The 16,473-nt window shown below is 69.4% G+C and carries 19 protein-coding genes and 2 pseudogenes; 10 read left to right on the forward strand and 11 right to left on the reverse strand.

Annotation, left to right across the window (positions count from 1 at the left end):
* Positions 1 to 72 precede the first annotated feature (72 nt).
* The 4 genes and pseudogenes from H1D24_RS19560 to H1D24_RS19570 form a co-directional block, all read right to left on the reverse strand.
* A complete protein-coding gene (locus H1D24_RS19560) occupies positions 73 to 429 on the reverse strand; it encodes a transposase (RefSeq protein ID WP_181658902.1) in 357 nt (118 codons plus the stop codon).
* Positions 396 to 695 (reverse strand): transposase, encoded by a 300-nt coding sequence (locus H1D24_RS44090; protein ID WP_374064263.1) that lies wholly within the window; start codon positions 693 to 695, stop codon positions 396 to 398. Before H1D24_RS44090 ends, H1D24_RS19560 begins: the two co-directional genes overlap by 34 nt.
* A 103-nt stretch (positions 696 to 798) precedes the next feature.
* Positions 799 to 1,087 (reverse strand): annotated as a pseudogene (locus H1D24_RS42500) (YciI family protein); the annotation flags it as partial.
* Between the two features lie 8 nt (positions 1,088 to 1,095).
* Entirely contained in the window at positions 1,096 to 1,458 is a 363-nt protein-coding gene (locus H1D24_RS19570) for a DUF4180 domain-containing protein (RefSeq protein WP_181658904.1), read from the reverse strand.
* Positions 1,459 to 1,556: 98 nt separating this feature from the next.
* Here H1D24_RS19570 and H1D24_RS19575 point away from each other — a divergent pair, with 98 nt between their 5' ends.
* Complete coding sequence (locus H1D24_RS19575) at positions 1,557 to 1,988, forward strand: helix-turn-helix domain-containing protein (protein ID WP_181658905.1); 432 nt, start codon at positions 1,557 to 1,559, stop codon at positions 1,986 to 1,988.
* Between the two features lie 105 nt (positions 1,989 to 2,093).
* On the opposite strand, the gene H1D24_RS19580 is transcribed toward H1D24_RS19575, so the two are convergent.
* The 3 genes from H1D24_RS19580 to H1D24_RS19590 all read right to left on the reverse strand — a co-directional run bounded on the left by H1D24_RS19580 (position 2,094) and on the right by H1D24_RS19590 (position 4,667).
* Positions 2,094 to 2,654: a DM13 domain-containing protein gene (locus H1D24_RS19580; protein WP_181658906.1), complete on the reverse strand. Its 561-nt coding sequence runs from the start codon at positions 2,652 to 2,654 to the stop codon at positions 2,094 to 2,096.
* A gap of 136 nt (positions 2,655 to 2,790) precedes the next feature.
* Complete coding sequence (locus H1D24_RS19585) at positions 2,791 to 3,903, reverse strand: sensor histidine kinase (RefSeq protein ID WP_181658907.1); 1,113 nt, start codon at positions 3,901 to 3,903, stop codon at positions 2,791 to 2,793.
* A 2-nt stretch (positions 3,904 to 3,905) separates the two neighbouring features.
* The gene (locus tag H1D24_RS19590; protein WP_258564176.1) at positions 3,906 to 4,667 is read right to left on the reverse strand and encodes a response regulator transcription factor; all 762 of its coding nucleotides are present in this window, start codon (positions 4,665 to 4,667) and stop codon (positions 3,906 to 3,908) included.
* A gap of 461 nt (positions 4,668 to 5,128) precedes the next feature.
* Here H1D24_RS19590 and H1D24_RS19595 point away from each other — a divergent pair.
* A pseudogene (locus H1D24_RS19595) lies at positions 5,129 to 5,492 on the forward strand (transposase); the annotation flags it as partial.
* Here H1D24_RS19595 and H1D24_RS19600 read toward each other — a convergent pair.
* Positions 5,451 to 5,825 (reverse strand): GrpB family protein, encoded by a 375-nt coding sequence (locus H1D24_RS19600; protein WP_181658908.1) that lies wholly within the window; start codon positions 5,823 to 5,825, stop codon positions 5,451 to 5,453. The pseudogene H1D24_RS19595 and the gene H1D24_RS19600 overlap by 42 nt on opposite strands.
* A gap of 956 nt (positions 5,826 to 6,781) precedes the next feature.
* Here H1D24_RS19600 and H1D24_RS19605 point away from each other — a divergent pair.
* From H1D24_RS19605 to H1D24_RS19615, 3 genes are all read left to right on the forward strand, one after another.
* On the forward strand, positions 6,782 to 7,276 hold the full coding sequence (locus H1D24_RS19605; RefSeq protein WP_181658909.1) for a MarR family winged helix-turn-helix transcriptional regulator: 495 nt from the start codon (positions 6,782 to 6,784) through the stop codon (positions 7,274 to 7,276).
* A complete protein-coding gene (locus H1D24_RS19610) occupies positions 7,273 to 7,731 on the forward strand; it encodes a winged helix DNA-binding protein (protein WP_181658910.1) in 459 nt (152 codons plus the stop codon). Before H1D24_RS19605 ends, H1D24_RS19610 begins: the two co-directional genes overlap by 4 nt.
* A 502-nt stretch (positions 7,732 to 8,233) precedes the next feature.
* The gene (locus H1D24_RS19615) at positions 8,234 to 8,587 is read left to right on the forward strand and encodes a hypothetical protein (RefSeq protein WP_181658911.1); all 354 of its coding nucleotides are present in this window, start codon (positions 8,234 to 8,236) and stop codon (positions 8,585 to 8,587) included.
* A gap of 271 nt (positions 8,588 to 8,858) precedes the next feature.
* On the opposite strand, the gene H1D24_RS19620 is transcribed toward H1D24_RS19615, so the two are convergent.
* The gene (locus H1D24_RS19620; RefSeq protein ID WP_181658989.1) at positions 8,859 to 9,839 is read right to left on the reverse strand and encodes a phosphotransferase family protein; all 981 of its coding nucleotides are present in this window, start codon (positions 9,837 to 9,839) and stop codon (positions 8,859 to 8,861) included.
* Between the two features lie 527 nt (positions 9,840 to 10,366).
* Positions 10,367 to 11,608, reverse strand: coding sequence for a PP2C family protein-serine/threonine phosphatase (locus tag H1D24_RS19625; RefSeq protein ID WP_181658912.1), 1,242 nt, complete (start codon positions 11,606 to 11,608; stop codon positions 10,367 to 10,369).
* A gap of 182 nt (positions 11,609 to 11,790) precedes the next feature.
* Between H1D24_RS19625 and H1D24_RS19630 the strand changes: the two genes are divergently transcribed.
* The 5 genes from H1D24_RS19630 to H1D24_RS19650 all read left to right on the forward strand — a co-directional run bounded on the left by H1D24_RS19630 (position 11,791) and on the right by H1D24_RS19650 (position 14,706).
* Positions 11,791 to 11,970: a hypothetical protein gene (locus H1D24_RS19630; RefSeq protein ID WP_258564177.1), complete on the forward strand. Its 180-nt coding sequence runs from the start codon at positions 11,791 to 11,793 to the stop codon at positions 11,968 to 11,970.
* 153 nt (positions 11,971 to 12,123) lie between these two features.
* Positions 12,124 to 12,525: a DUF6153 family protein gene (locus tag H1D24_RS19635; protein ID WP_181658913.1), complete on the forward strand. Its 402-nt coding sequence runs from the start codon at positions 12,124 to 12,126 to the stop codon at positions 12,523 to 12,525.
* Positions 12,526 to 12,647: 122 nt separating this feature from the next.
* Positions 12,648 to 13,274 carry a DUF305 domain-containing protein gene (locus H1D24_RS19640; RefSeq protein WP_181658914.1) on the forward strand — a complete coding sequence of 209 codons (627 nt, stop codon included), beginning with the start codon at positions 12,648 to 12,650 and terminating at the stop codon, positions 13,272 to 13,274.
* A 526-nt stretch (positions 13,275 to 13,800) separates the two neighbouring features.
* A complete protein-coding gene (locus tag H1D24_RS19645; protein WP_181658915.1) occupies positions 13,801 to 14,334 on the forward strand; it encodes a DUF4396 domain-containing protein in 534 nt (177 codons plus the stop codon).
* A gap of 213 nt (positions 14,335 to 14,547) precedes the next feature.
* On the forward strand, positions 14,548 to 14,706 hold the full coding sequence (locus H1D24_RS19650) for a hypothetical protein (protein ID WP_181658916.1): 159 nt from the start codon (positions 14,548 to 14,550) through the stop codon (positions 14,704 to 14,706).
* Positions 14,707 to 14,958: 252 nt separating this feature from the next.
* On the opposite strand, the gene H1D24_RS19655 is transcribed toward H1D24_RS19650, so the two are convergent.
* Complete coding sequence (locus tag H1D24_RS19655) at positions 14,959 to 16,437, reverse strand: CAP domain-containing protein (protein WP_181658917.1); 1,479 nt, start codon at positions 16,435 to 16,437, stop codon at positions 14,959 to 14,961.
* Positions 16,438 to 16,473 lie beyond the last annotated feature (36 nt).

Below are 16,473 nucleotides of genomic sequence, written 5' to 3' on the forward strand. Positions count from 1 at the left end.
AGGAGCCGTGCGTAGGAGGCCCGCTTCTGCGGCCGCGGTTCGCTGCGGCCTGTCTCCCAGTGGCCGACGGACTCACGCCAGGTGTTCAGCGCCTTGGCGATCTGCTCCTGGCTGAGCCGGCCGTTTCCCTCGCGCACCAGGCGACGGGTGCGCATCAGCCACGCGAAGAGGCGCTCGACGATCCACCGCTTGGGCAGAGCACCACGAACCGCTTCTGGCCGCGCTGCGTTTGACGATCGCAAGGACCAGCGCGAGTGCGGTGAGGCAGTACTCGACGAGGCTGCCGGTGAAACCGCCGTCGGCCCGGACAAGGGCCAGCAGGTGGTGCCCGTCGGCGACTTGTCGCAGCAAGACCTGTGCGGCGGTGCGGTCGCCGGTGTCCGCGGCGGTGACCATCACGCCCAGCAGCAGACCGAGCGTGTCGACCACGACATGCCGCTTGCGGCCTGATCAGCTTGCCGCCGTCGAAGCCCCGCCTGTCCGCGCCGACGACAGCGTCCGTCTTGCCGACAGCGAGTCAAATCGGCCGGCCGTCGGTGACGCGTCTCGCCCAGCCTCTCGCGGACCCGGCCATGCAGCCGGTCGTGGAACTCCCTGACCACGCTATGGTCGCGCCAGCGGCGGAAGAACGCGTATGCCCGGTCCCACGGTGGGAAGTCGGCCGGCATCGCCCGCCACTTGATGCCGTTGTCCACCAACTGGCGGATCGCGTCAAGCTTCTGCCGGTGGCAGTACGCCTCCGGCTGCCCGCCCCCCGGCCACGCAACCAGCTCGGCACCGGCAGCAGTGGCCGGACCATCATGACGGCCGCCCGCCGAACTGCCAGTTGTGCACCAATGTCGGCGTACCGGTCCGGGGTCAGGATGGCGCGTGCCGTGTCCGGGTCCGGCGCCCGGACCAACACCGCTGTGCCCAGCCAGGTGGCGCCGTTGTCGGACAGTGGCGGTCCATAGGCGATCAGCTCGTCCCGGTCGGGCGGCACCGCGAGGTCGGCGGCCTGCCCCGTTCCGAGGTAGAGCACCAGGTACCGGTTGCCGCCGGTCCGACCGCCGGGGAAGTCCCACATGGTGCGCCCCAGAGTGTTGCGGACGGTTATCAGCCCTGCAGGCGGTCTGCCAGCTGTTCCTTGTCTTGCAGGAACCAGAGCTGGCGACCGCCGTTGCTCTCCCGCACGAAGTCCTCGAGTGCCGAGCTGGTTTTCAGATGCCGGGAGATGTCACCAAGTACCACCAGGCCCATGCCGTATTGGGCGAACTTCTGGACGATGTGCCCAGCGATGCGCGTGCGTAGGTGAAAGAAGTCGTCACCCAACCGCTGGGCGGGGACGACGACCCATCGGGCGCCCTGGTAGGTGGCGTCGCCGATCAGGTCCAGAGCGTCTCGTTCGCCTTCGATGGCCGCCCCCTCGGCTGCGCACATCAGCACGGGGACGTCGTGGATTTTCTCCAAGGAGGTCATGCCCGCCAGGCTATAGCGGGTCGACGCGACAGTGAGTACGCTTTACTTCCCTATCGTTACCTGTAACGCCACCTTCTTTGATGTGTTAAGGTACGTTTATGGATCTTTCGCTCTACTCTGTGGATCAGGTTGCCGAGCGGCTTGGACTCCACGTCCGGACGGTGCGCAAGTACGTGCGCGATGGGCAGCTCAAGGCGGTCAAGATCGGCAAGCAGTACCGGATCGCGCACGAGGACATCGAGGCGTTCACCGGGCTGCCCTTGCCCGCGACTTCGCGGGAGGCAGCCATGCGCCACCGGCGCGTCGAGGTCTCCAGCATCGTCGAGATCGACGCGATCGACGCCGAGACGGCCCGCAGGGTGGCCACGCTGCTTACGGCCGCGCCCGCGAGCCGGGATTCCGGTGGCCCGCCGCTGCGGGTGGAGACCGCCTACGACGAGGAGCGGGCGCGCATGAAGGTCATCGTCCTGGGCGGCCCGGCCGACACCGCGCGACTGCTGGAGTACGTGAGCGTGGTGGTCGAGTCCTGAGCACCACGAGCAGCGCTCTCGACAAGAACGAGGCCTGGCGCGCGAGATCGAACGCCGCTACCGGCAGCGGCATCGTGCCGGAACCGGCGAGGCCGTGCACCCTCGTCAGGCGCGGTCGAGTTCGGCGGCCCCGAAGGAGACGTCGAAGCGGTCGCACCAGATGCTGATGCTGGTGTAGCGGGCGGGGTCGATGTCGTCGGGCACGGCGTAGTTCTGGCTTCCCTTGTTGCCCTTGAGCTTGCCGAGGCTGACGTACTGCCCGTCGTCGAAGACGTGCCAGCCTGCCTTGCCCTCCTTCACCGGTTGGTCGGTCAGCCACACGCGGAGGTCCGGTCCGTTGCTGGTGTCGAGGTTCTCCAGCCGGACGACGTGGGAGCCGTCGGCCAGCCGTACGAGCTTCACCGTGCCCGATGTCGCGTGCTCGTGGCTGATCAGTTCACCGCGCGCGAGCGTCTGCGGCCCGGTCGACAGGGAGGGCGTCTCCGAGGGCGCCGCCGTGGGAGGAGCGGAGGTCTCCACTGCCCTGGGCAGGGACTCTTCGACAGTCTCGTCCTGCCACAGCTTCCACGGCTGGAACCAGTACAGCCCGAAGGCGGCTGCGGCGACAGCCACCACCAGTGCTCCGATGACCAACGGCCTGGTCAGTACCTTCCACACGCGTGCCATCCCCGCCTCGCCTCCTGAGATTTTCCTGTCGCACCCCATTCAACGCAGCGGGTGGCCGTCCCGTAGCCCGCAAGAGATGACGGAACCCTTACGTCGTCGCGCCGCACCGGGCGGCCCACACCTCCTCGAGGCGGTCTCAAGCCTCGGTCGTGGGAAGCGTCACCTCGAATCGGCAGCCGCCGGGGATGTTCCGTACGGCGGCACGCCCGTGGTGGGCTTCCACGATGCCGCGGACGATGGCCAGGCCCAGACCCGCGCCCGCGGGAGGGGTGCGGGCGTGGGTGCCGCGCCACCCGGTGTCGAAGACACGCGGCAGGTCCTCCTCGGGGATCCCGCCGCAGCCGTCCGTCACGGACAGCACGACACCTTCTGGAGAACGCTCGGCGGCCACTGCGACCGTTCCGTCGGCCGGTGTCCGGCGGATCGCGTTGACCAGCAGGTTGCCCAGGACGCGGCTCATCTCCTTGCCGTCCACTTCGACCGGTACGGGTTCGACGCGGTCGCCGACCAGCCGGACCCCGTGTTCGCGGGCGAGCGGGTCCGCTCCCGCGAGGGCGTCACCGACGAGGTCGTACACCGAGATCCGGGCCGGCGAGAGCGCCAACGTGCCGGCGTGGATACGGGACAGCTCGAAGAGGTCGCCGACCATGTCGTTGAGGCGCTCGACCTCCGTGCGGATCTGCCGCAGGTAGCGGTCGGGGTCGGTGGCGACGCCGTCCTCCAGCGCCTCGGACATGGCGCGCAGGCCCGCGAGCGGGGAACGCAAGTCGTGCGAGATCCAGGCGACGAGTTCGCGGCGCGAGGACTCCAGGGCACGCTCGCGCTCACGGGAGGCGGCGAGTTTCGCGCTCGTTGCTGCCAGCTCGCGGCTGAGTGCGGCCAGTTCCGCGGTGACGGGGCCCTCGGGGGCGGCGAAGTCGCCGCCGTCGCCGAAGGAGCGGGCGGCGAGGGTGAGTTCACGGCTGCGGGCGACCACCCAGCGGCCCAGCAGAAGCGCGGTGGCCAGGGACACGACGGCCGCCATCGCGACGACCGTCGTGACGACGGACAGGTCATGCCCGGAGAGGAACATCGCTTGTGCCACCGCCAGCGTGCCCGCGAGCATCGCGGTCACCGCGACGGCGGCGATGACCGTGAGCGACGCGGTGAGCGAGCGGCGGCGGATCAGCCACAGGACGCCCGCGCCGAGCAGCCCGGCCGCGGCGGCGCCGAGGAAGGCGAACAGGGCGATCAGGAGAGTGTCGCGCACGGTCACTCCTCTGGCCGGCCGGATGTGCCGGTGGGGTCGAAGCGGTAGCCCACGCCCCACACGGTCTGGATCAGTCGGGGCCGCGCGGGGTCGTCCTCCACCTTGCCGCGCAGCCGGCGGACGTGGACGGTGACGGTGGACAGGTCGCCGAAATCCCAGCCCCAGACCTCGCGCATCAGGTCCTCGCGGCCGTACGCGCGGCCGGGGTGGCCCAGGAAGAAGGCAAGGAGGTCGAACTCGCGAAGCGTGAGGGCCAGTTCGGTACCGTTCTTGGTGGCGTGGCGGGCCGCCGGGTCGACCGTGAGGCCGGCGGCCTGCAGGGTCGTGCGCATACCGGCCCTGGCAGGCCGGGAACGGCGCAGCACCGACTCCACCCGCAAGACGAGTTCCCGGGGGCTGAAGGGCTTGGTGACGTAGTCGTCGGCTCCCACCTCCAGGCCCAGGATCCGGTCGTCCTCGTCACCGCGCGCGGTCAGCATGATGACCGGCACCGGACCGCGGGCGCGCAGTCGGCGGCACACCTCCAGGCCGTCCATCCCGGGCAGCATCAGGTCCAGCACCACCAGGTCCGGCCAGTGCGTGGCGGCACGGGTGAGCGCGGTCGGCCCGTCCCCGACCGGGTCCACCTCGTAGCCCGCGCGGTCCAGGTACCCCAAGACGACCTCAGCGACGGTGGGATCGTCCTCCACGACCAGGACCCGGGCCGCTTCGGCCGGCCGCCGCTCAGCGGGCGCTTCCCCCATCGGCTCGTACGGCTGCTTCATACGTTCAGCTTCGCACCACGCCACTGGCCAGGCCGCTTCCGGCCTGCCTCCAGCGTCTGACGTCCGTATTCCGTAAGAACCGGAGTCCGAAATGCACCGTTCGAGTTCGTGGGTGATTGCTGTGACGACCTACCCCAACGGACCCGTGGATCTCGCGGAACCGGACGTCGACGTGATCCTCCCCCAGTCGGAGACGCGCCGCTCCTTACGATGGGCGCCCCAACGGAGCACCACTGGAATCCGCGCATGGGCCGTCAGAGATACGCGGGTATTCGGGCGTGCCCGGAGTCCCCGACCGCGCCTCCGTCTCCGTCTGTGTCGATGTCCCCTCGGTCGGCGTCGACGTCCCCGTCGATGTCCATACGGACGGCCGCCGCCGGTACCGGATCGGCACCCTCGGCTTTACACGGCGCCGATCGAGGAAGCGGCCCTCCGAACGGTTCGCCGAGGTCGCCGGCGCCTGGATCAGCAAGTATCCGGCGACCGTCGAACTATGGGAGTGGGCCTGGGAGGAGTTCACGCCGTTCCTCCGGTTCGACACCGAGATCCGCCGCATCGTCTGCACCACGAATGCGATCGAGTCCGTCAACGCGCGGATCCGTCGGACGGTCAAGGCCGCGGCCACTTCCCGAACGAGCAGGCCGCCCTGAAGTACGTCTACAAGGCGGTCATGTCGCTCGACCGCACCGGCAAGGGCCAGGCCGCCGGACCAGCCGCTGGAAGACCGCGCTCAACGCCTTCGACATCACCTTCGACGGCCGCCTCTCCGCAGCTGGCACGTCTCTAGCTGTCGCTACCGGCCGCTCTCCAAGCCCGGGCTTCTGACATGAGCTGATCGACAATCTGGGACTTCTCGGCGACGTATCCGCCACGCTCGGTCGCATACTTCCCGGCAAGGTACTGCTTCGCCTGCTCGTACCGCTGGGCGGCGTCCTCGCCCGCCACCAGATAGTCACGGAACAGCAGGTAGTCATCGGATCGCGGAGCCGACGCCGCAAGGACATGCAGGTGATGCGTTCGCTTGCCGCCTGAGACCTTCCGGAAGAACAGGTGCTCGCCGTCATCGGCGAACGACCCCGGGCGGTACTCGTAGCCGAGCTGCTCCAGTGCGGCGTGGTCCTTAAGCACGTCACCGACGTCGGAGACGACCGCGAGCAACGCTGCGACTTAGCTGTCGACGGTTGTCAGCGTTGGTCGCCGTTGTGCACCGTCGCACGGCCCAGCGACGGCCCGATTCCCTACAGCTCCGGCCAGTCGTGTGACTCGAGCTTCGTCCATGGCGGGCATGCCGCCAGGCCAGCCGGTCGGCCACGTGCAGGAGGTCGGTGGAAGCCAGGACGGACATAAGCGGTTGCGGCAGCCCCGAGACGTGGCTGCTGTACAGCAGGAGAGGTCGCTGTCTGCATATCGAGGGTGAACCTCGAACGCGCAGCGCAGAAGACCGCGCAGAGGCGGATGGGCAGGCAACCGAGCTGGATTGAGATGCGCCGCCCGGTCCGGAGCGCATCAGCTCAGGCCGCCCCCAGCCGGCGCGCAGGACGCTCTTCCCGTCTCCGCGCGTCCGCACGGTCGACGGACGCCACCCCATGCGGTCGGACTGACGGATCGTTGTCGATGAAGGTCGGTGAATCCAGCCAGTACGCGTCAGTGAGCTCCGCATAGGTCGCGTGGTGATGCCTGTGGTCCGGCAGGCACCCAGTGGTGTCCGATGTGCTGTCCATGACCCCATCCAACGGCCTCCGGTACGCCGTGACCAGGCCGCGTCGGTCGTGTCACCACAAGCGGTGAAGACCGGCGATGCTAGCCCGTTCGTGTAACGCTCAGGGCTGCGCCGTCACAGAACGCGTGCCCAAACGGGAAACCCGCTGAGCGTGGACGCGCGCGGCCGCCCAGCCTGCTGACCCCGTAAGCAAAGCCCACGCCTGCGGCGTGCAACGGCGCCGCACCCATCCCTCCAGCGCAGCCTATTGATCATCCGACAGGATCAACTCGCGCCTTCGGCCGCCCAGGACGCGCCATCCCGCAACCCGGGGTCGTTGGTCTGTTCAAGGCGGGCTGTCACATCCGCCAGAAAATAGTAGCCATGGACATAATAGCCATGTACTCTATTCGGTATGAGCAAGGGCTCACCGGGCCCCACGCCCGGTTTCCTGGTATGGCGGCTCGCCAACAAGTGGCGCGTCGCGGTCGATCGCGCGGTGGCTCCGCTGGGCCTCACCCACGCGCAGTACTCACTGGTCGCGTCGCTGCACGGCATGCAGCACGCCGGCGAGCGGCCCAGTCAGCGCCAACTCGCCGACCACACCGGCCTGGAGGCGCTGTACGTCTCGAAGCTGGCGCGCGCCCTGGAGTCGGCCGGCCTGATCGAGCGCACCCGCGACCCCCGCGACCCGCGCGCCGTGCAGCTCGCCCTCACCGAGCAGGGCCAGACCGTCACGGGGCAGGCCATCACGGTGGTCCAGCAACTGCTTCAGCAGTTGCTGGAGCCGCTCGGCGGCCTCGACGCCCCGCGGACGCGCGCGTTCACCGACGAGCTGACGACCCTGCTCGACGCATCTCTCGCTCCATCCGTACCGAACGACGAGAGCACTCAGGGGACAACACCATGACCACCACTGCATCCACCACCACCGCACTCATTGCCGACTCTCGCGCCCTCGGCCTGGCCCACTACGCCGCCCGCGGCGTCCTGGAGCACGTCCTGGCCCGGCACGGCATCACGTTCCAGCAGCAGATCGCTCTGCGCGCCGCCGTCACCGCCGACACCCCGCAGACGCCGGACCATCTCGTCACCCACGTCCGGGGCTCCCTCAAGGCCGATCCGGTCGACATCCGCGCCACTCTCGACGGGCTGCTGGCCAAACAGCTGCTCGTCGCGGACGGTGCGCACCTTCGCCGCACGGATGCAGGGCGCGAGCTGATCGCCGTCGTGGGTGCGGAGATCGCCCCCATCACCGCCCGCATCTGGGGCGGGATACCCGCCGAGGATCTGGCCGCCGCCGGCCGCGTCCTCGCCCTGGTTACCGAGCGCGCCGACGCGGAGCTTGCGGCGTTGACCGCCTGACCGCCCGCTCACCGCCTGGATCGACGCGGGCATTTCCGATCCCCGAGAGGTCACGACGAAGCACATCACGGACGCCTTGAAGCCCCTCGCCGGCAGCGCGGCCCGGCGCCTGCACTCCGCGCTGCGCTCTTACTTCAGTGCCTTGATGCGCGAGCGGCTGGTGTTCCGCGACCCCGCGCGCACCGTCAGGCTCACCACCACGCGGCCTGTGCATGGGCGCCGCTGTCGAGGAGGTGATGTGCGGCGACGATGAGCTGGCCGCGCTCCTAGGGCCTGTGTCGGAAGTGGCGTCGTCCGCCCGAAGGGCGGGCCTCGCGGCGTCTGGCGCGTGCGATCGCAAGGCGCCGGAATGTCCTCGTAGCGGAGCTATTAGGGCATTTCGGCAACGCCGCGAGCGTGCGTGCCAGACGCCACTTCCGACACAGGCCCTAGCCCGCGCTGGTGAAGAGGACGCCGGCGAAAGCGGCTTGTGCGGCGGCCGATGGCGCCGGCGCTGTCCTCGATGGCGCTCGCCGCCGTCCCGCTGATCCTGCTCGGCGCCGGCGCGAGCACGTTTTTGCTGGCAGCGGCGGCGTTCGTGGCGGGCGTGGCCTCCGAGTTCTTCACCGTCGTGTGGGAGACCGTTCATAACACCCACGTCCCGGAGCGGCTGCTTTCCCGGGTCGGCGCCCACGACGAGTTCTGGTCCTTCGTGCCCGTCCCCATCGGCCAGCTGTCCACGCCAGCCCTCGCCGCAGCGTTCGGCACGGCGGCGGTCGCCGTCACCGGCGGCGGGGTGGCGGCGGTGGTGATGCTGGTGCCGTTACTGGTGCCGTCGCTTCGGAGGATCGAGATCAACCGGAACGGCGAGACATAGCCCCCGTATTCAGTCCGCCGGTCCCCGGCAGGCACTGGCCGCGCCCGGAGAGCAGGGAGGCCGTGGGCGAGTGGGTCAGCAGGCGCTGCCACTGGCAGGAGGGTCGCTGCCGTGTGATGCGCAGACCATGGCAATGCCCCGGTGATACGGAACAGCTCGCTTTCCTCATGACGGCGCGGGCGGCCCCTGCAGACGGGAAATCGTCGGATTCGATCGAAGGCGTGCGGACGGCAGGACAGCATCCTCTCTGGGGTGATCCGCAAAGCACGATCTAAACCACCGAGACCAGCGCCAGCGCCTCCTTCAAGTGGTGCTCGGCGATTCCCTGCATGATCTCCCGGTCGGGGAAGTCTCCCTCGAGCAGCCGGAGCGGACCCGCTGTCAGTGAAAGCCGCTGGGTGAGCGTGTAGAGCGCGAGCCGGTCTTCGTCGAGGCCCTCCACCGCCAACCACTCATAGTGGCTGCCGGGATGCCGGAGCTGCAGGAAGACGTGCTCCCACTCGATGTCGAAGTACAGCAGGTCCTCGATGTCGATCAGAACGGGGTTGCCGTCCCGGTCCACCAGCACGTGGTCCAGCCCCAGCTCGCCATGGACGACCGAGTACTCGGCACGCGGCCGCACCGCTGCTGCGAACTCTCGCAGTCGTTCCTCCAGCCGGTCGTGGGCGTCCGCGATCCTCCGGTCCCGTGAAGCCGCTTCGGCCAGGCAGCGCAGCGCGAAGTCGAGCGCGGCTTGCTCGCATGACGTCGCTCGCGAGGTTCCTCCTGCGTCGATCAGGGCTACTTTGCCGAAAGTTGGCGCCCGATGACTGCGCATCGCCGTCAGGGCATCGGCGAGACGTGCCATCGTCGGCTCCGCCGCACGCGGGTCGCGGTTGAGCAGGTCCAGCAGGTCCTCGCCGGGGAAGTCCTCCACGATCGCGAGGTCGGCCGGGTAGTGGCTGCGCTCGCGGTCGACCAGATGGACCTCGGGAACCCGCAGGCCCAGCGACTCCAGCCGCGCGTGGGCGGCCTCGAACAGGTCGAGCCCGACACCGGGTGAGAACGGGTCTGTGAGGTCGTCGTCGCCCTCGGCCGCCGGCCAGTAGTTCTCCGACTCCTCCCACAGGTAGGCGATCGCCGTCGTAGCGTCGTCCATCGTCAGGCGGTATACGCCCTTCCTGCTGCCGCCCGCGAGCCGCTCGAGCGCATCCAGCCGCCGACCGCCACCCAGCGCGGCCCTCGCGGCCCCCGCCAACTGGTCTCGCGTCACTTTCCGGGGTGCCACGTCCACCACCCGCCTTTCCAGCTCGACAACCGGGGCACCCTACGTGATCGACCGCTCAATGCCGAACGATTTGTCCCAGAACCTCAACGCTCAACCGTGCACGCTTCAGGAAAAGGCCCTCAGGAGCCCGAGTCGGCATTTCGACGTCCTCCAGAGGCTCCTGCCGAGGGCAGCGAGCATCGGCCGCACCGTTCACGTCCGCCGCCGACCGAACGCCTCGCGGCGGATGCACGATCCCTACGCGTAACGACCCACGACGTTCACGCTCACGTCAACACCCTCCCGCTGCGGCTGCCATGACGGGCTGCCACAGCAACCCAGTGACATCAATTCTGAGGCTCTGGGGGTGTGCTTCTCCCGGAAGGAGCCTCATGGGTGACTCGGAGTCGAAGGTCGAGCTGCACGCCGCACATCGTCGCGATCACCAGAACGGTCAGCCGCACCCTGGATGGGCAGTGGCCGCAGCCGCGGAAGGACCCCGGCGCAAGGAGTCCAGGCTCGACCCTGTCGATTCAGTCCAGCCTGGCGAGGTGGTCGGCGGCGCCCCCGCGCCACTCGATGAGGAAGAGCGTCGCGTCGTCGCTGGTCCTGCCGCCCCGTTCCTGCTTCAGCGTATGGGAGAGGGCGCGCACTACCGCGCGTATTCCTGCATCCACCTGCTCGGTGCGGTTGACACAGTCGACGAGTTGTTCCAAACCGAACTGATCCTCGCCGACTTCGTGCTCCTCGATCACCCCGTCGGTGAAGCACAGCACACGGTCGCCGCGCTGGAGCATCAGCTCGCTGATCTCGGGTGCTTCACCGCCCAAGCCGACCGGCAAGGTAGTCGGGCTGTGGAGTTGCTGGATGACCTCGCCGTTCCGGATGAGCAGCGGTGCGGGATGGCCCGCGTTGACCCATTGCAAGTGACCTGTTGCGATGTCCAGACGCATCATCTCAGCGGTGACGAAATGCTCGGGGCCGAACTGCTTGGCGATGGCCCGGTCCATGAACGCATAGATCTTGCCCAGGTCGATGTCGCCGCGTCGGGCGTGTCGGTATGCACCGATAGTGACGGTCGCCATGGTGGCGGCGTCCAGGCCGTGGCCCATCGCGTCGACCACGGCCACGTGCAGGATGTCGTCGTTGAGGGCGTAGTCGAAGCTGTCACCGGCGACGTCATAGGCGGGCTCCAGGATTCCGGCCACCGCGACCTGGGGCACGTCCATCATCAGCGGCGGCAGCAGGGACCACTGCATCTCGGCAGCCACGCTCATCGGTTCGCGTCGCCGGACCAAGAAGAACTGGTCGGTATAGCTGTTCTTGGTGACCAGCATGTCGGCGACCAAGCTGGCGAGCCTGTGCAAAAGACGCCGGTCATCGTCATCGACGGCGTCCAGGGTCAGAGCCATCACCCCCACCTGATCGCTGCCGTCCAGCAACGGCAGGAACATCCGGATGCCGTCGGCCTGAGGTACCTCGACAGGGGTTGCACGCAGGAAGGCCACACCGGCGTCGGACGTATCAATCGGCTCAGCCTCGCCGACCACCAGCCGCCTGCCCGGCAAGGGGGCCAGCACCTCTTGGCCGTAGTCCTGCAGGAGAATCGAGACCTCCCGGCCACCGATCCGGGCAACCTCTTCCGCGATCAGCGGCGCGACCAACTGCGGCGGCATCTGCTGCTCCCGGTCCAGCAGCAGCCCCAGCAGCCGCTCACCGAACCCTTCCGACCGGTCCAGGCTGACCTTGTCGAACTGCCGCTCAGCATCGGTCATGGTCCGCGTCCTTTCCGTCTCAAGCGTAGTTCAGCGGGCTGCCTGGCTCTCTCGGGCTCGGCTGCCTGGAGCCGGTACGGTGCCGGGTCTGGCCCATGGGAAAGCCGGCCGCTCCCCGCCGGCTGAGCGCCTGGCAGGTCATCCAGTCGGCGGCCTCCTGCGTAGCTATTCACGGAAATGAGATGCCCGGGCTCGCCGCACTCCGGGACGGTCATGACCGCATCGACGTGCAGTACGAGAAACGCGCGGACGGGGCCACCCTGACGTACGCGACCAGGGATACCGCGCTGGTCGATGCCCTGCACGACTGGTTCGAAGCCCAGCTCGGCGACCACGGCGCGCACGCCGAGCCGGGCCACTGAAGAACCGCCCCCTCGATCGAGAATGTCATCATGCCGCCCGGCTCTGCGGCCGTCGAAGTGGGGACCACCCGGATCTTTGCGGGACTGCCCGTGAACGCTGAACGCCGGAACCGGTCTGGCGAAGTTCCCGTGCGTGGACCATAAGATGATCTCGTGATCAGCAGCACCGCATCGAGCCGCCGCCCTGCCGGGCGGTTGTTTGTGCTGCTGGTGATGGCGGTACTGGCCGGTGTGCTGGGGATGCATGCCCTGGCCCCCGATGGGGCGCCGACTGGGCAGTCGGATGCCGGGCACGGCATGGTGATGGCCCAGACGGCGGGCGCACCGCACGTGAGCGGGGGATGCTCGCACACGGATGGCGGGTCGGATCATCTTGATCATGCCGATGGGACGTGTGCGGCGGCCGGTATCGGCTCCCCTTACGCGCCGCCCGCACTGACCAGCGCGGTGCCGGATGCACCCGCCGCTTCTGCCGCAGCGCAGAGGGCCACGGCATCGACCGAGAGCGGCCGGGCACCGCCCGACCTTTCTGAGCTGCAACTTCTACGGATATAGAGCGGCCCGCACGGCACCCCTTGCCCGGACGTTCCCGGTGACCGGTGCCGCGCCTACGCACACCCTCATGTCCGCGAAACCCGCGCGCCCTGCCGTGGCTGCGCGTAAGGAGTTGCACACCTATGAACAGCAAGCGTTCCCTCGCCCGCCGTTCCGCCGCCGTGGCTGCCGCAGCGGCGGTGGCGCTCGCCCTGGCCGCCTGCGGCGGCAGCGGCGACGGCTCGGCCGGACACAACGGCCACACCGCGACGTCCCCGTCCGCCTCGGCGCCGGCCTCCCCGGGCCGGCACAACGCTGCCGACGTCGCCTTCGCGAAAGGGATGATCCCCCACCACCGGCAGGCCGTGGAGATGGCCGACCTCGCGCCCAGCCGGGCGCAGTCGGCGGAGGTGAAGAAGCTCGCCGAGGACATCAAGAAGGCCCAGGACCCGGAGATCAAGACCATGTCCGGCTGGCTGACCTCCTGGGGCGAGGAGGTGCCCGCCGAGAGCGCCATGGACCACTCCATGCACGGCGCGGACGGAATGATGACGGCCGAGGAGATGGAGCAGCTCAAGGACTCCTCGGGTCAGGCTTTCGACACCGCCTTCATGGAGATGATGATCAAACACCACGAAGGCGCGGTACAGATGGCCAAGACCGAGCAGGCCGACGGCGCCTACGAGCCCGCCAAGAAAATGGCCGGAGCGATCATCACCTCCCAGACCGCCGAGATCACGCAGATGAACAAGCTGCTCGGCACGGACTGACCAGACCGCGGGGGCGGGGTGGCCGCCACAGCGCCCGCCCCGCCCCGGCACGCCTTTGCGATCTACCTTCCTCCGACCGCTTGGATCCCCATGTGATCACCACGGCGTCGCGGGTGCGCCGCTGGTTTTCTGGCGGCGGCCGCTGTGCTGCCGGCCGCCTGCTGAGACGGTGTCCTTAAGCCCCGACACCGGCCAGGAAGCCCCGACACCGGCCAGGACGCCACGCCCGCCGATCCAGGAACCGGCGGACCCTGCACGGCCTCGGCGTCGACCTGGCCGACAACACCGTCTATGCCGCGGGCCACACATGTCTTCCGGCTGAGCGGCGGGAAGGCGGTCCGGGTGACCGGCTCTGGGCGTGGGCGCCGGTCGCCCCTGGACGGTCCTCCAGCGGCCCTCAACAGAAAAAGCGGCCCTCAACAGAAAAGGGAAACACCCATAGAGAAATACCCCCCAGGGGTATATGGTTCGTGGGGGTGGGGGCTCGGAAGCCGGGCCACGCTGGATGGGGAAGGGGATGTCGGCCATGGACCACAACGCTCAACACACCGGCGCCGCGCACGACCACACCGCTCACGAGGGTCATCGCGGTCGCGCCACTCACCACGGCGCGCACGGGCACGGCGGGGCCTCCTGGGCGACGGCTGCGAAGGCGACGTTGCACTGTCTGACCGGGTGCGCCATCGGCGAGATTCTCGGCATGGTCATCGGTACGGCCCTGCTGTGGGGCAACGTGCCGACCATGGTCCTCGCGATCGGGCTTGCGTTCCTGTTCGGCTACTCGTTCACGCTGTTCGCGGTGCTCAGGGCCGGCCTGGACTTCAAGGCCGCGATCAAGGTGGCGCTGGCCGCCGACACCGTTTCGATCGCGGTGATGGAGCTGGTCGACAACGCCATCATCGCCCTCACCCCGGGCGCGATGGACGCCCACCTGTCGGACGGGCTGTTCTGGTCGGCCCTGCTGGGCGGTTTCGCGGTCGCCTTCCTGATCACCACGCCCGTGAACAAGTGGATGATCGGCCGCGGCAAGGGCCACGCCGTCGTCCACGCCTACCACTGACCGCCGAGAAGTCGCGCGCCCGGGACACCCCCTGATACCGACGGGGGCGTCCCTGCGCGTTTGCGTTACCGCGCCATGGCCACCGCCAAGGGCCGGTTGGGGAAGGGGTGCGGCCGCCCGCCCGCCGGCCTCCGGCAGCGATAAGGAAGCAACCAGTGATGACCACGGTCAAGGACATGCTCGCCACCTGCGGGCCGAAGCCAGTCACTGATCATGACGGTCCACCTGCCGCCCGGCCCCGCTGGAACGGGGCAGTCGAGTTCCTCCAGGGCGCACCCCGCCGTAGACGGGGAGGCCGGCGGCCAGGAGAAGATCCGGTTCTGGATCGCTTCCGTCCTGATCGCGGGTGGCAAGGCCGACGGGGAGCGCTGAGCAGACATGGAAGGCCGCCGCAGCGGAGTGGAGACCGGACGTGTCGCCGAGGTCATCGTCCGGCTGCCCGACGGCATCGGCCGCCGTGGCTCGGGCTACCTGGTGGCTCGGGCTACCTGGCAGCCGCCGGTCTCGAATCGGCGGGAAGCGTGGGTCCCGGTGCAGCGGCCCGGATCCGACAGAGCACTACTGGCACAGGGTCACCGACTCACCTCCGCCCCGGGATGTCGTGGACGGCTCGCGAACACGTACTCAACCGCCGAATAGTTGCGTCCAGTACGTGCCCGCCGCACCGCCCCCGGCGAAGCCGACGCCAATGTGCGTGAAGCCCGGCTTGAGGATGTTGGCGCGGTGGCCGGGGCTGTTCATCCAGCCGTCGACGACCTCGGCGGGGGAGCGCTGCCCGCAGGCGATGTTCTCGCCGATGGACCGCCGGGTGCAGCCGGCGGCGGCGGCCCGGTCCCAGGGTTCGCTGCCGTCGGGGGAGGTGTGGGAGTAGAACGCGCGCGCCACCATGTCGGCGCTGTGGCCCTGGGCGGCCGCGGTGAGGTGCGGGTCACCGGACAGCGGTGTCAGCCCGGCCCTGGCCCGCTCGGTGTTGGTGAGGGCGATGACCTCGGCGGCCGTCTGTGCCAGCCCGGCCGGAGTGAAGGGCCGGGCCCACAACGCCGTCCAGAACATGTCCCCGGAGCGCCGGTCCGCGACGTACGCCAACCCGGCCTCAGTGAACGCCGGTTCGCACAGAGTGCTCCGGGACCGCTCGGCCGAGAGGCAGTACTCCACGAACTCGGCCGGCGTCCGCGGCCCGGAGACCAGGTGCTCACCCACCGTCAGGTACGCGTATCCGCTCGCGGTGATCCGCTGATGGACGGAGACTCCGTCCGGCCCTTTGGAGGCCAGCTGGCCCCGCGCGGCCATCCCGGCGGCATGGTCCCGAGCCGCCGCCGTGAGCCGCGCGTCGAGGACCACCGGAGGCGAACCACTCCTGGCCCGTGCCGAGTTCACCAGCCTCAGGTAGTCGTCCGGATCGGGTGCGCCCCCCGACACCGGGGAACCGCTGGAGCCGGACGCCGGCACGCGTGGGCCATTGGCCCTGGAAAACGCGCCGGACAGGCGGAGACCACGGGGGCCGGGAAGGCGGAAGCCGAGCGAGCCGGGTGCGGTGCTCGGCATGCGGGAGCCGTCCCTCCCGGGCGGCGCGACCGGACGCGGTGACCCGCCCGCGACAGCCCCGCCCGGCGACGGCACGGCATCCTCCACGACGTCGACCCCGAAGTCCCGCGCGACACCGGCCAGCCCCTCGGCGTACCCCTGCCCCAGTGCCCTGAGCTTCCATGCCGGACCGCGGCGGTAGACCTCCGCGAGCAGGAGCACGGTTTCGTGCTGCGGGCGGGGCGGGGTGAACCGGGCGATCACGCGCCCGCCCGGGGCGCTGACGTGCAGTGTGGGTCGGGGCAGGTGCCCGAGGGGCGTACCGGGCTCGGCGGGGCTGATGACCACGGTGACGCGGCTCGCCCCGGCCCGCAGCGCGGTCGGATCGACGACGAGCTCCTCGCCGAGCAGCCGGGCCCCGGGCGCGGCGGGCTGGTTGTAGAACACGAAGTCGCCGTCACCGCGCACCTTCCCGCTGTCGTCGGTGATGATCGCGGACATGTCGAAGGCCCCCGGCACCCGGATGGTCAGGGTGCCGCCCGGCAGGGGCAGATTGCCCCCGGGAACGAGCTCGCTCATCGCTGCCGCCTGTCGAAGTGGCCGTCAGCCGGACAA

This window comes from Streptomyces himalayensis subsp. himalayensis (genome assembly GCF_013778455.1).
GTDB classification, from domain to species: Bacteria; Actinomycetota; Actinomycetes; order Streptomycetales; family Streptomycetaceae; genus Streptomyces; species Streptomyces himalayensis.

What these genes read in the sequence shown, in the direction of transcription:
- H1D24_RS19575 (WP_181658905.1), top strand. Translation starts at nt 1,557, where the DNA reads ATGGATCTTTCGCTCTACTCTGTGGATCAGGTTGCCGAGCGGCTTGGA.
- H1D24_RS19645 (WP_181658915.1), top strand. Translation starts at nt 13,801, where the DNA reads ATGGACCACAACGCTCAACACACCGGCGCCGCGCACGACCACACCGCT.
- H1D24_RS19580 (WP_181658906.1), bottom strand. Translation starts at nt 2,654, where the DNA reads ATGGCACGCGTGTGGAAGGTACTGACCAGGCCGTTGGTCATCGGAGCA.
- H1D24_RS19630 (WP_258564177.1), top strand. Translation starts at nt 11,791, where the DNA reads ATGCCCGGGCTCGCCGCACTCCGGGACGGTCATGACCGCATCGACGTG.
- H1D24_RS19615 (WP_181658911.1), top strand. Translation starts at nt 8,234, where the DNA reads ATGGCGCTCGCCGCCGTCCCGCTGATCCTGCTCGGCGCCGGCGCGAGC.
- H1D24_RS19605 (WP_181658909.1), top strand. Translation starts at nt 6,782, where the DNA reads ATGAGCAAGGGCTCACCGGGCCCCACGCCCGGTTTCCTGGTATGGCGG.
- H1D24_RS19655 (WP_181658917.1), bottom strand. Translation starts at nt 16,437, where the DNA reads ATGAGCGAGCTCGTTCCCGGGGGCAATCTGCCCCTGCCGGGCGGCACC.
- H1D24_RS19650 (WP_181658916.1), top strand. Translation starts at nt 14,548, where the DNA reads ATGACGGTCCACCTGCCGCCCGGCCCCGCTGGAACGGGGCAGTCGAGT.
- H1D24_RS19590 (WP_258564176.1), bottom strand. Translation starts at nt 4,667, where the DNA reads ATGAAGCAGCCGTACGAGCCGATGGGGGAAGCGCCCGCTGAGCGGCGG.
- H1D24_RS19640 (WP_181658914.1), top strand. Translation starts at nt 12,648, where the DNA reads ATGAACAGCAAGCGTTCCCTCGCCCGCCGTTCCGCCGCCGTGGCTGCC.
- H1D24_RS19610 (WP_181658910.1), top strand. Translation starts at nt 7,273, where the DNA reads ATGACCACCACTGCATCCACCACCACCGCACTCATTGCCGACTCTCGC.
- H1D24_RS19570 (WP_181658904.1), bottom strand. Translation starts at nt 1,458, where the DNA reads ATGACCTCCTTGGAGAAAATCCACGACGTCCCCGTGCTGATGTGCGCA.
- H1D24_RS19625 (WP_181658912.1), bottom strand. Translation starts at nt 11,608, where the DNA reads ATGACCGATGCTGAGCGGCAGTTCGACAAGGTCAGCCTGGACCGGTCG.